General features: G+C 73.5%; 9 protein-coding genes. 4 read left to right on the top strand and 5 right to left on the bottom strand.

Annotated features, from left to right (window positions below):
* The 4 genes from ABTZ17_RS33700 to ABTZ17_RS33715 all read right to left on the bottom strand — a co-directional run.
* A partial coding sequence (locus ABTZ17_RS33700) for a class I SAM-dependent methyltransferase (RefSeq protein WP_352199611.1) occupies positions 1 to 593 on the bottom strand: 593 nt, incomplete at its 3' end.
* Positions 594 to 614: 21 nt separating this feature from the next.
* A complete protein-coding gene (locus ABTZ17_RS33705; RefSeq protein WP_352199612.1) occupies positions 615 to 1,733 on the bottom strand; it encodes a DegT/DnrJ/EryC1/StrS family aminotransferase in 1,119 nt (372 codons plus the stop codon).
* On the bottom strand, positions 1,730 to 2,929 hold the full coding sequence (locus ABTZ17_RS33710; RefSeq protein ID WP_352199613.1) for a DegT/DnrJ/EryC1/StrS family aminotransferase: 1,200 nt from the start codon (positions 2,927 to 2,929) through the stop codon (positions 1,730 to 1,732). The genes ABTZ17_RS33705 and ABTZ17_RS33710 overlap by 4 nt, the downstream gene beginning before the upstream one ends.
* Entirely contained in the window at positions 2,926 to 3,900 is a 975-nt protein-coding gene (locus ABTZ17_RS33715; protein WP_352199614.1) for a 4-(cytidine 5'-diphospho)-2-C-methyl-D-erythritol kinase, read from the bottom strand. Before ABTZ17_RS33715 ends, ABTZ17_RS33710 begins: the two co-directional genes overlap by 4 nt.
* A gap of 454 nt (positions 3,901 to 4,354) precedes the next feature.
* On the opposite strand from ABTZ17_RS33715, the gene ABTZ17_RS33720 reads away from it, so the two are divergent.
* Positions 4,355 to 5,338 carry an AfsA-related hotdog domain-containing protein gene (locus ABTZ17_RS33720; RefSeq protein ID WP_352199615.1) on the top strand — a complete coding sequence of 328 codons (984 nt, stop codon included), beginning with the start codon at positions 4,355 to 4,357 and terminating at the stop codon, positions 5,336 to 5,338.
* Positions 5,335 to 6,378 carry an AIR synthase-related protein gene (locus ABTZ17_RS33725; RefSeq protein WP_352199616.1) on the top strand — a complete coding sequence of 348 codons (1,044 nt, stop codon included), beginning with the start codon at positions 5,335 to 5,337 and terminating at the stop codon, positions 6,376 to 6,378. Before ABTZ17_RS33720 ends, ABTZ17_RS33725 begins: the two co-directional genes overlap by 4 nt.
* Before the next feature lie 61 nt (positions 6,379 to 6,439).
* Here ABTZ17_RS33725 and ABTZ17_RS33730 read toward each other — a convergent pair whose 3' ends face one another.
* On the bottom strand, positions 6,440 to 7,954 hold the full coding sequence (locus ABTZ17_RS33730) for an MFS transporter (RefSeq protein WP_352199617.1): 1,515 nt from the start codon (positions 7,952 to 7,954) through the stop codon (positions 6,440 to 6,442).
* A 325-nt stretch (positions 7,955 to 8,279) separates the two neighbouring features.
* On the opposite strand from ABTZ17_RS33730, the gene ABTZ17_RS33735 reads away from it, so the two are divergent.
* Positions 8,280 to 10,535 (top strand): helix-turn-helix transcriptional regulator, encoded by a 2,256-nt coding sequence (locus ABTZ17_RS33735; protein WP_352199618.1) that lies wholly within the window; start codon positions 8,280 to 8,282, stop codon positions 10,533 to 10,535.
* A 646-nt stretch (positions 10,536 to 11,181) separates the two neighbouring features.
* On the top strand, positions 11,182 to 12,065 hold an 884-nt coding region (locus tag ABTZ17_RS33740; RefSeq protein WP_352199619.1), incomplete at its 3' end, for a hypothetical protein.

A 12,065-nucleotide genomic window follows, 5' to 3' on the forward strand; every position in this document is an offset into this window, starting at 1 on the left:
TCCTCCAGCTCGGTGGCGCGGACGAGTTCGTGGTCGACGTGGCCGCCGCGCGGGTCGTGGCCGTTCTCCCGCATGAGCCCGTATCCGGCGGCGCGCACGTCCTGGAGGAACTCCTCCGAGTGGGCGCTGCGGAAGAGGGTGGAGGAGTCGGTGTCCTCCAGGAAGAGGATCCCGCCGGGCTTGAGGGCGGCGACCAGCTTGGCGACGATGGCCTCGCGCTCGGGGAGGTGCTGGATGAGCATGCGGGCGTGCACGAGGTCGAAGGCGGCCTGCGGCAGCTCGTCCTCGCGGAGGTCGAGCCGGAGCACCGTGAGCGTGTCGGTCTGCTCGTCGACGAGCCGCTCGGGCTTGAGGTCGGCGGCGACCACCTTGCCGGTGGGGCCGACGAGTTCGGCGAGGCGGCGGGCGGCCGAGCCGGATCCGAAGCCGAGCTCCAGGCAGTGCCAGCCGGGGCCGACGCCGAGGCGCTCGAAGCGCTCGAAGGTGCCGGGGTCCCAGATGGCCTCGTTGGTGTGGAGGCGCTCGGTCTCCTTGTCCCAGGCGGAGTCGAAGACGTACTCCTGCTCCTGGGTCGCTTCCGTGGTGACGGTCATGGGTGCTGGTCCCTCCCGGACCTAGGCGAAGAATTCGCAGATCGTGTCGGCTATGTGTTCGACCTCGGCGTCGGTCAGGTCCGGCCAGATCGGGATGGCGAGGTTGGAGCGGCTGGCCCAGCGCGCGTTCGGCCAGTCGGCGCCCTCGGGCGCGAAGGCCGAGAAGGCCGGCTGGAGCGGCAGCGGGGTGGGGTAGTAGACGTGCGAGCCGATGCCGCTCTCGTTGAGGTAGGCGCGCAGGTCCTCGCGCCGCGAGACCTGGATCGAGTACACGTAGTAGCAGCGGCCGTTGCGGCCGGCGGGCGGGGCCTTGACGTCGGTGTCGTCGAGCTCGGCGAAGCGCGCGGTGTAGTAGTCCGCGATCTGCGCGCGGCGTTCCAGGCGGTCGGCGAAGGTGGGCAGCCGGTGCAGCTGGAAGGCGGCGATGATCTCGTCGAAGCGGCTGTTGCGGCCGATGCGGTGGTGCAGGAAGCGGTTGACGCCGTCCTGGCCGTGGTTGCGGAGCATCTTCACGGCGGTGCCCAGCTCGGGGTCGTCGGTGAGGACGGTGCCGCCCTCGCCGATCGTGCCGAGGGCCTTGACCTGGAAGAAGGAGAAGACGCCGAGGGTGCCCCAGCGGCCCGCGGGGATCCCGTCGAGGACAGCGCCCTGGGCGACCGCGGCGTCTTCGATGACGGGGATGCCGTGCTCGCGGCCCATCGCCACGTACCGCGGCATGTCCGCCATGATCGAGAAGAGGTGCGCGGGCATGAGGGCCTTGGTGCGCTCGGTGATCAGGCTCTCGGCGTGGTCGGGGTCCATGACCATGGTCCAGGGGTCCACGTCGGCGAAGACGGGGGTGGCCCCGGCGTTGACCACGGAGGAGGCCACCGGCTGGCAGCAGAAGGCGGGGACGATGACCTCGTCGCCGGGTCCGATGCCCAGGGCGCCGACGGACAGCTCCAGGCCGCCGGTGCCGCTGCCGCAGGCCAGGACGTGCGCGGCGCCGGTGTCCCGCTTGATGGCCTCTTCGAACTCGGCGGTGCGGCGGCCCAGGATGAACCGCTGGTCCGGGTCGGTGCCGACCTCGAACAGCGCCTTGCGCAGGGCGTCCTTGTCGGCCTCGAACAGCTCGGGCGGGAAGAAGGGCAGGGTCCTCACGACTGGCTCCCGGTGAAGAAGTCCCGAATGGCGCCGACGACGGTGTCGAGCTGCTCCTCGGTCAGGTCGGGGTAGAACGGCAGCGCCACGGCCCGCTCGCAGGCGGCCTCGGCGACGGGGAAGTCGCCGGGGCCGTGTCCGAGCTCCTTGAAGCAGGGCTGCACGTGCAGCGGGATCGGGTAGTACGTCTCGGTGCCGATGCCGCGGGCGTTGAGGTGGGCGACCAGCTCGTCGCGGCGCTCGACCTCGATCTCGTACACGTAGAACACGGAGTCGGTGGGGACCTCGCGCTCGACGAGGGTGGGCAGCCGGAGCACGCCGGGGATGCCGGAGAGCCGCTCGTGGTAGGCGGCGGCGAGCCGGGCGCGGGTGGCGATGTCCTGGTCGAGGCGGGGCAGCTTGGCGAGCAGGACGGCGGCCTGGAGGTCGTCCATCTTGCTGTTGGTGCCGGAGATCCCGGAGAGGTTGGAGATCCCGGCCAGGTGGTCGATGGTCTTGCCCATGCGGCCGTGGTGGCGAAGGATCGTCGCGGCCTCGGCGACCTCGTCGTCGTCGGTGAGGATCATCCCGGCGTCGCCGAGGGCCCCGAGGGTCTTGGTGGGGAAGAAGGACAGCACCCCGCCGCGGCCGAGGAGGCCCGCGTGCTTGCCGTCCCAGCGCATCCCGATGCCCTCGGCGCTGTCCTCCAGCACGGTGATGCCGTGCCGGGCGGCGATCTCGTTGATGGCGGCCATGTCGGCGAGCTGCGTGAAGAGGTGCGCGGGCATCACGGCCCGGGTCTTCTCGGTGATCCGGCTCTCGAAGGAGGCCGGATCCATCGCGTAGGTGACGGGGTCGATGTCCGCGAAGACGGGCACCGCTCCGATCGCGGCCACGGTGGTGGCGGTCGCGGCGAAGGTGAAGGCGGGGACGACGACCTCGTCGCCGCGCTGCACCCCGGCCGCGCGCAGCAGGATCACCAGGGCGTCGGTGCCGTTGTTGACGGCGATGGCGTGCTTGGCCCCGGTGTACGCGGCGATCGCCCGCTCCAGTTCCAGGCACTTGCGGCCGTGGGACCACTTGTTGCGGTCGAAGACGTCGTCCAGGTGGGTGCTGATCGAGGGCCACAGCTCCTCGAAGGTGGCCGCCTGGGTGAAGAACGGCACCCCCGTCTGCTCGCGGCCGCCTGCCTCGGCGGGACTTGCCACACTCTTCACGCTGCTCCTTGGGAGATGTAGAGGGAGCTCCGGTCCGTCCCGGTGGTGTCCGTCGCGGTGGTCACGCGCGCGGCGGGGCCGTCGACGGGACCGTGGGCGGTGCGCACGGAACGGCAGTGGCCGGAGGCGACGAGGGCGGCGGCCACGGTCCGGGCGGCCTCCTCGTCGCGGACCAGGAAGGCGCAGGTCGGTCCGGAGCCGCTGACGAGGGCGCCGAGGGCGCCTGCCGCGAGTCCCGAGCCGAGGGTGTCGGCCAGTTCCGGGCGGATCGTCAGGGCGGCGCCCTGGAGGTCGTTGCGCAGCAGGGCGGCCAGGCGGGCGGGGTCCCCGGAGGCGAGGGCCGCCTCGAAGTCGGCGGCGGGGTCGAGGGCGGGGCCCTCGGGCGGCGGGGTGCCGGCCTCGGCGCGCAGCCGGTCACATTCGACGAAGACCCGCGGGGTGCTCAGTCCTTCGTGGGCGAGGGCGAACACCCAGTGGAAGCGGCCGCAGTGGGTGAGGGGCGTGAGGTTCTCGCCGCGTCCGGTGCCGATGGCGGTGCCGCCGAGCAGGGCGAAGGCCACGTCGCTGCCGACCTGCACGGCGACCTCGTGGAGGGCCTCGTGGTCGGGTTCCAGGCCCCAGAGGGCGGCGCAGGCCACGATCGCGGCGGCGGCGTCGGCGCTGCCGCCCGCCATGCCCCCGGCGACGGGGATCCGCTTGTCGATGTGGAGGTGGACGCCGGGTTCGACGCCGATCCGTTCGGCGAGGAGGGCCGCGGCGCGGGCGGCGAGGTTGCGGTGGTCGGCGGGGACGGCGGCGGTGTCCTCCCCGGCGACGGTCACGGACAGTTCGGGCGCGCCGGTGGCCGTCACGGTGTCGAAGAGCGACACGGACTGGAAGACGCTGACGAGTTCGTGGTAGCCGTCCGGCCTGGTGCCCCCGACGCCCAGGTGGAGGTTGACCTTGGCCGGTACCCGGACAGTGACGCTCACCGCGCTGCGTCCCTGGTCTCGTTCATCAACGTGGCTGCTTCCTGGCTCGAAGGTGCCCGGCGGGTCACCGCCGGCGGGACGGACGACGTCCGGAGGGCGGCGCGCGCCACGGGAACCCCCCGGTGCTGCCCTCGTGCCGCGAGTGTGCGGCGGTGCCCCTGCGCGCGACTAAAGCGCGCGGGTGACGGGCCCGGAAGACGGCACTACCTGCCGTGCAACTAGGTGCCACCGGCGATGTCTTGGCCGGTGGGGGCGGCCGCGGCCAAGCTGGGCGGCGGGTCCGGGTCCCGGCCGGGCCCGTGTTCCGCCCGCGGCGGGCCCGGGAGTCCGCCGGCGCGGCGACGCGTCCTCCCCTCGGGCCCCGGGGAACCGCGCGACCACCGACGGCCCGCAGCTCGCTCCCCGCACGCCGTGCGGGAGCGCCCGGGCGGCGGCGCACCCGCAAGGAGTGAGGATGTCCCGTTCCGCGACAGCCGAAGAGCTCGATCTGACGGCCGTGACCCGCCGTCTCGTCCACCTGCCCCGGCCCCCGGCGGAGCCGGGCTCCGGCTCCGGTACCGCGGGGGAACGGTTCGTGCTGGCGGCGGGGCTGCCCTGTGGGCCCTCCCTGTTCCGCGACGCCTCCGGCGGGCACGACACCCAGCTGTTCACCGAGATCGTGCGGCAGCTCGGCCTGTCGCTGGGGCACCGCTACTTCGGGGTGCCCGCGGAGCGGGCCTGCCTGTTCGTGCGGATGGGCTGGTCGGTGCCGGACCCGGCGGTGTGGCGGGCCGGGGCGGCGGGCGGACGCCCGCGCATGAGCATGGACATCGGGGCCGTCCCCACCAAGGTGGTGGGCGGGGTGCCGCGGGGGCTGCGGCTGACCGGCGCCCTGGACATCGACGGCGCGCCGGGCTGTGCCGGCTCCGCCGAACTGGTCTTCCTGCCACCGGCGGTGGCCCGTACCCACCGCGCCACCAGCCGCCTCGCCGCGGTCTCGGCGGGGGGACCGAGGCCGGACGGGGCCGGGGCGGTACGTCCGTCGGCCGCGCCGGGCGCGGTCGGTCGGGCGGAGGCCGCCGATGTGGTGGTCTCCGTACCCGAGGGGCGCGGGGAGGTGACCACCACCGCCATCGTGGTCGATCCCGGTCATCCGGTGTTCTTCCTGGACGGTACGGACTCGGTACCGGGGCTCCTCCTGGTGGAGGCGGTGCGGCAGACGGCGCTGCTGGCGGCGGGGCGACGGCACGGGTTCGCGCCCGCGGAGACCGCGCTGACCGGGCTGGCCGTGCACTTCCGCGGGTTCGCGGAGTTGGACCTGCCGCTGAGCTGCACCGCGGTGACCGGACCGGTGGGCCGGGACGGGGCCGGCCGGCCCTGCGCCACGGTGCGGCTGACGGTGTCCCAGCTGGGCAAGGTCACGGCCGAGGCCGAGATCACCGCTGCGCGGGCCGCGTGAGCGCCCGTCCCGGCGGCACCGCGACCGCCGCCCCCGGACAGCTCGGACAGGGAGGACAGGTGGGTCTGGCCGACGACCGACCCGCCGCGGGCCCCGGCGGCGGCGGGCCGCGCGCCGTGGTCGTGGCGGAGCTCGGCGAGGTCCTGGCGCCGTGCCCGCCGCTGGGCGCGGCCGCCCCGGTCCTGCACACGGGCGCCTTCGTGGTGGACCCGCCGTTCTACGGGGACGGGGACATCGGGCAGGTCGCGGTGTGCGGCACCGTCAACGAACTGGCCGCGGCCGGCGCCGAGCCGGTGGCCCTCACCTTGTCGGTGATCGCCGAGGCGGGGCTCCCGTTGGCTCGGCTGCGGCGGATGGCCGGCTCGGTGCGCGATTCGGCCCGGGCGGCGGGGGTGGTGGTGACGGCCGTGGACGTGCGGGTGGTCCGGGCCGGTGAGGCCGACCAGCTGTACGTGCAGGTCACCGGCGTCGGGGTGTTCCGGGACGGTTCGCCGGTCGCGGCGCCGGTACGGGCCGGGGACCGGGTGCTGCTGAGCGCCCCGCTCGGCGGGTACGGAGCCCATCTGCTGTCGGTGCGCGGGCTGTTGGGCTACGAGAGCATCATCGGCGGCGGCTGTGCCCCGCTGGGCGGGCTGCTCGCGGAGGTGCGGCGGGCGGTGCCCGCGGGCGCGGTGCGGGTGGTGCGGCCGGTGGCGGGCGAGGGCCTGGCTCCGGTGCTGGACTCGCTGGCGGGGGCCGCCGGGCTGGGCCTGCGGGTGGAAGAGCTGGCGCTGCCGGTGCAGTACGAGGTGCGGATGGCGCTGGACACGTTGGGGGTCGCCCCGTGGCACGCCTCCAGTGCGAACTGTGCCTGTCTGGTGGTCGCCCCGGAGCACGCGGACGCGGTGTTGGCGGCCTTGCGGGCGCACCCGCAGGGGGCGGACGCGGCGGAGGTCGGCGAGGTGTCGGCGGGGTCGGGGGCCGGGGTGCTGCTGGTCCGGGCCGACGGCCGCGCGGTGCCGCTGCTCCCCGAGACGGCTCCCCCGGCCCGGCTGTCGTAGCGCGGGACGGGGCGGACCCCCGGGCGGCGCCGGGGGGCGCCGCGCCGGGGGTCCGGTCCGTTCAGGCGGCGGTGGCCCGCGGCGCGGGAGCGGTGCCGCGGCGGCGGCCCCGGTGGAGCAGGGCGTATCCGGTGACGGTGGCGAGGGCGGGCAGGACGGCCATGCCGAGGAGAATCCCGGCGCGGGCGGTGCCGCTCTGCGCGAGGGCCTGCCCGGAATCGGAGGAGACGTAGCCGCTGACCTGGAGGACCAGGGCGAAGAGGAAGGGCGCCAGGGCCAGGCCGAGGGTCTCCCCCGCCGAGAAGAGTCCGGACAGGGCCCCGGCCCGGGCGGTGCCGGTGCGGGCCGCCCCGTCGGCGGCGGTCTGGGCCAGCATCGCGTACAGGAAGAGGAGTTGCCCGGCATGTCCGGTGCCCACGATCAGCAGGACCAGCGGAGTGAAGAGGGCGGGCAGCACGGGTGCGGCCAGGAGCAGCAGGCAGCCCGTGGTGAACAGGGCCGAGGCGGCGGCGAAGGCGCGTTCGGTGCCGTGGCGGCGGGCGTACCGGCGCCAGGCTCCGGTGGTGAAGAGGTTCGGCAGGACGAAGGCGGTCACGAGGGCGCCGGTCATGGCGGGTTCACCGAGCACGTGTTCGGCGAAGTAGGGGGCGCCGGCGAGGAGCAGTCCGGTGGCGACGACCTGCACGGTGGCGCAGCGCAGCAGGGCCGCGAAGGCGGGGTGGGCGCGCAGCAGCCGGCGGCGGGCGGCGGCACCGGGCTCCTCCGCGGCGGCACCGGTTTCGGCGGGAGTCCCGGTTGGGATGCCGGTTCCGGCGGGGGTCCCCGGGGCCCGGTCGGCGCCGCGGGGCGGAGTGGGCCGGGCGGCCGCGGTGCGGGCGGTGCCGCGGAAGACGCCGATCGTGCCCGCCGTGACCAGGACCGCGGCGAACACCCCGGCCCAGCGGTGCCCTTCGATGCCCCCGCCGCCCGCCCCGACCAGGGCGGGGGTCACTCCGGCGGCGAGGATCGCGGCCACCGCGATGCCCGCGACCCGGCCGCCGACCAGCCGGACCCGGTCCGGGGCGCTGTCGGTGAGCTCGGCGGGCAGGGCCGCGTACGAGGCGTGGAAGAAGGCGAACGCGGTGGCGGTGAGCAGGAATCCGGCGGCCGTCCACAGGGCGCCGGCCGTGCCCGCGGCCGCGCCGGCGAACATGAGGGCGAAGGCGGCGGCGGTGCCCAGGCCGCCCACGAGGACGTGCAGTCGGCGTCCGCCGGAGCGGCCGCGGGTGCGGTCGGCGAGGCGTCCGGCGAGCGGGGTCAGCAGGACGTCCCAGAGTTTGGGCAGGAGCACGAGGGTGCCCGCCAGTCCGGCGCCGATGCCGAGGGTGTCGGTGAGGTAGGGCAGGAGCAGCAGGCCCGGCAGGGTGGTGAAGGAGCCGGTGACGAGGGCTCCGGAGGCGTACCCGATGCGGGTGCCGCGGCGGGTACCGGGGGCGGGCCGGGGCGGGGCGGGGGCCGGAGCGGGTGCCGGGGCCGGGGAGGGGGCGGGCCGGTGCGGACGCCCGGCATCCGGAAGCCGCTGTGCGGTGGTGGGCATGCCGCTCCTCGGGTGGTCGGGCCGTTAACGGAATGCGCTAGATGCTCGGCGCAGGTCCCCGGCCGCACCAGTCGGGGCTATTCCTCACACCGGCCGCGGAAATCCCTCCTCCGCTTGATAAACAGACGGAAGAAGCCGGGAACTCGGTCCGTTCCCGTAGGGGACGGAGGGAAGCCGTGTCCGGGAAATCCCTGACACTTAAATCGGACACCCTTACACACCGTCAGGACTCATCCGTACGTACGTTCTCGACCGAAAGAGAACGGGCCCCACATTGGCCGGAACGACTCAGTTCCTCCGGCCCGAACTCCGAGGAGACCGACCCATGTTGAAGGACCCGCTGACGCCACGGGCAGAGGAACTCGCCCTGCTGCGGCGGACGCTGCTCCTCGCTCGGGAGTCGGCTCGGTTCGTCCGGGTCACCGGAGAGCCCTGGTCGGGAAAGACGCACCTGCTGCGGAAGCTGTCCGATTCCGCCCAGGGGGATGGCTGGAAATTGGCTTTCGGGAGTGTGCCGCGCCCCGGCCCCTTCCGCCCCTTCGACGTCCTCGTGGACGCCCTGGACGAACACCTCGGTCAGGCCGACGGCTCCCTGTTCGAAGAACTCGGTCCGGTGCACACGCGATGTCTGAGCTCGTGGTTCCCCTCACTGGCCACGTCGACCGCCGCCGACCCGCCGGACGCCTATGGAACGGTGCGCGCCCTGCGCACCCTGATCGAACTCCTCGCCAGGGACGGCGGGCTGCTCCTGGTCCTGGACGATACCCACCGCGCCGGTCCCGAGACCCTGGACTTCCTCACGCACTTGGTCCACCATCCGCCGCGCGCCGCGGTCATGACCGTCTTCGCGCACCGTACCGGCACCACCGCCCGGCACCTGTCCGCGGTGGCCTACGACAGCGGGCGGGTGGAACACCTCCCGCTGGGACCGCTGCCCCCGGCCGAGGCCCGCACCCTGCTCCCGCCCGGCCTGGACCCGATGGCCGAGGCACAGGCCCTCCGGGACGGCGCCGGGGTGCCCGGCCTGCTGCGGATCCTCGGCCAGGACGGCGGCGGCCGGCTCCGGGCGGTACCCGAACTGACCCTCGGGGTGCCCCCGCTGCTGCACCGCGGGCCGGTGGAACTGCACTCGCTGTCCTCGCTCGGCTGGCGCACCGCCTGCACGGCGGCCGTGGTCGGCTCCCCCTTCACCCCCGGTCAGGTGGCCGCGGCCGCCCCGCTGCCGGAGGAGGAGGTCCGCCGCGGCCTCGACGAACTGCACGCGGAAGGGTTGGTGGACCCGGACGGCTCCGCCCTGCGCTTCCGCTTCACCCGCCCCGCCGTCCGCTCCCTGCTCTACCACGCCTCCGGAGCCGGCTGGCGGGGCGCGGCCCGGCAGCGGGCCGTCACCGCCCTGCGCTCCGACGGCACCCCCTCGGGCCGGCTGGCCCTGGCCGCCCACCTGGAGGACGCGGACCCGCTCACCGCCGACGACCTGCGGGTCCTCGCCCTCGCGGCCCGGGACGGCCTGTTCCTCCAGCCCGCCCGCTCGGTCCGGATCCTGCGCCGGGTCACCCGCTACCCGCAGTCCCCCGTGGAAGCCCGCGTCCTGCTCCTGAAGGCGCTCGTCGTGGCGGGCGAGACCGAGGAGGCCCTGCGCGGCTACGCCGAACTCTGGCCGCGGCTGTACTCGGTGTGGGCCCCCGGCGCCCGGGACGACGCCCTGCTGTGGCGGGTCCGCGCCCTGCGCCTCCAGGGCCGGCCCGACCAGGCCCGCGAGCTCCTCGACACCCTGGACCTCGCCCCCCGCCCCGCGGGCACCCTGCTCGGCGAGCGGGCCGCCCTGCTGCTGGAACCGGACGGCGACGGCCCCGGCCCGGCCGCCCAACAGGACTGGGAGACCGTGCGCACCGCCGTACGGGAGGACGCCCGCCGGGCCGTGGAGGACGCGGGCCCTGCGGGGGAACCGGCGCACGCCCACGCCGTGGCCCGGCTCGCCGCCGTCCAGGCGGCCACCGGGGACCTCGCGGAGTCCGCCGTCAACGCGCGCCGCTGCGCCCGGCTGCTGGACGGCTTCGAGGACGCGGAGCTGGCCGCCGACCTGGAGGCGCTGCGCTGGCTGGCCTCGGCGGAGACGGCCCTCGGCGACGGGGACCCGACGGGGCACGCGGGCCGGGGCACCGAACTGGCCCTGCGGTTCGGACAGGCGTACCTGCTGGGCCCGTCGGCCCTGGAGCTGGCCGCCGCCCGGGCGGCCGGCGACGACCCCGACGCCGCCACCACGGCCGCGGACCTGGCCGCGGCGGCGGCCCGCCGCACGGGCGCCGTACCGCTCGCGGCGGCGGCGGGACGGCTGCGGCGCCGCCTTTCCGGCCGCTCGGCGGCGGAAGAGCGTCGCGGACACCTTTCCGGGCTGAGTTCACGTGAATTGGAGATCGCCGCCCTCGTGGGCGCCGGACGCACGAACCAGGGAATTGCGACCCGTCTCGACATCAGTGTGAAAACCGTGGAGACCTACATGAGTCGCATCTTCAAGAAACTCGGGGTGAATTCACGGTCGCAGGTGGCCCACGCAATCGGCCGAAGCAATGGAGAATATTAGCGAGCAAGAAAGTGGAAAACCTCATCACCCGATTCCGGAAGACTGCAGAGCCGAATGCTTCGACCTTCCGGAACTGTTCAACGGGCAACAAAAGGCCCCGCCTCTCGAACTTGGGGTTCCGAGGGCGGGGCAGGTGGGCGACTCTACCGGCGGGGGAACCGGGAGCAGCCTCGGCGACAGCCTCCCAGAGCCTCCTTGTGGAGCACTTAAGGGGAACTTCCACGATACGAAAAAGAGCAGGCCCGCCGCTTGGCGGGCCTGCTCAATACAGCATTAATCGGAAGTTCAGCCTGCGTACTTCCACTCCCAGTCCGACGAAGTCACGACCAGGTCACCCCCACTCCCAGTCGAGCGGAGACGCGGTGGGCGAGGGCGACGGAGCACTCGCCGGTGCCGTCGGCGGCTGAGTGATGTCAGCCTGAGCAGCGCCCGCCCCCACGGACACTGCAATAGCGATCGCAGCGAGAAGAGCTGCTACTGATGTACCGATTCGAAGTCCGAGGCCGTTCACACTTACCCCCAAGTAAGGCCCGTCGCTGTCGTTACGCCAATTAGTCTGCCGAGCGGCCAATACGGACCCAAGGCTTCAGTGCTGTCGTAAAGTTGCCTGGCAACTTGTTCTCGCAACGGGGGGAGTAATAGCGAGATGTCCGAAAACGTCCTCGGTGGGGTGGGTTTCAGCAGGTTGGATGACACGAGTGCATCCGCCTACCGGCAGGCAGTGCTCCGCGGCCGCTATGTCAGAGAAGAGGTCGCCGCCGAACTCGGCGTCAGCGACGAGCAAGCCGTGCGGATCGAGGAGACGCTCCAAAGTCTTCGCTTGCTGCGCCCGATGCCGGGCGAACCCAATGTGCTGGTGCCCATCAGCCCCGGTGCCGCGGTGGTCGACCTGGTGGGACCGGCAGAGAGCCAGATCCGCGAGCTCCAACAGTCCGTCAGCGAGGTACGGACCGAGATGCTCGCCCTGCTCCCCGCCTACTTCGAGAGCCGCAGACAACGCAACGAGGCCGAAGCCTTCGATGTCATCACCGACATCAAGGCGCTCCAGGCCACCCTCGACGACCATGCCAAGCGCTGTCGCTCCGAGATCCTCTCCGCCCAGCCGGGCGGACCACGAGCCTCCGGTCTCCTCGAAGCGGCGCTCCCCAAGTCGCTGGAACGGCTGGAGCGCGGCATGGTGATCAAGAACCTCTATCAGCACACCGTACGCAGCGACCTGGCCACCACGGCCTACGTCCGAGCGGTGACCGCTGCCGGCGCGGAGGTGCGTACCACGGACCAACTCATCGACCGGATGATCATCTACGACCGGGAGATCGTCTTCCTGCCTGAGCAGCAGGTCAAAGGACGGAACCCTGGCGCGGTCGTGATCCGCGAACCGACCCTCGTGACCTTCCTGTGCAAGGTCTACGACTACCTGTGGGCCGGGGCCGCCCCCTTCATGCCCGGGGCCGAGGAGATCACCACGATCAACGACGAGTTGAAGCTGTCGATCATCCGTCTGATGGCCGAGGGCCACAAGGACGAGCT

The sequence above is a fragment of the Streptomyces sp. NPDC097619 genome (assembly GCF_040302735.1).
Lineage (GTDB): Bacteria > Actinomycetota > Actinomycetes > Streptomycetales > Streptomycetaceae > Streptomyces.

What these genes read in the sequence shown, in the direction of transcription:
- ABTZ17_RS33720 (WP_352199615.1), top strand. Translation starts at nt 4,355, where the DNA reads ATGTCCCGTTCCGCGACAGCCGAAGAGCTCGATCTGACGGCCGTGACC.
- ABTZ17_RS33730 (WP_352199617.1), bottom strand. Translation starts at nt 7,954, where the DNA reads ATGCCCACCACCGCACAGCGGCTTCCGGATGCCGGGCGTCCGCACCGG.
- ABTZ17_RS33735 (WP_352199618.1), top strand. Translation starts at nt 8,280, where the DNA reads ATGTTGAAGGACCCGCTGACGCCACGGGCAGAGGAACTCGCCCTGCTG.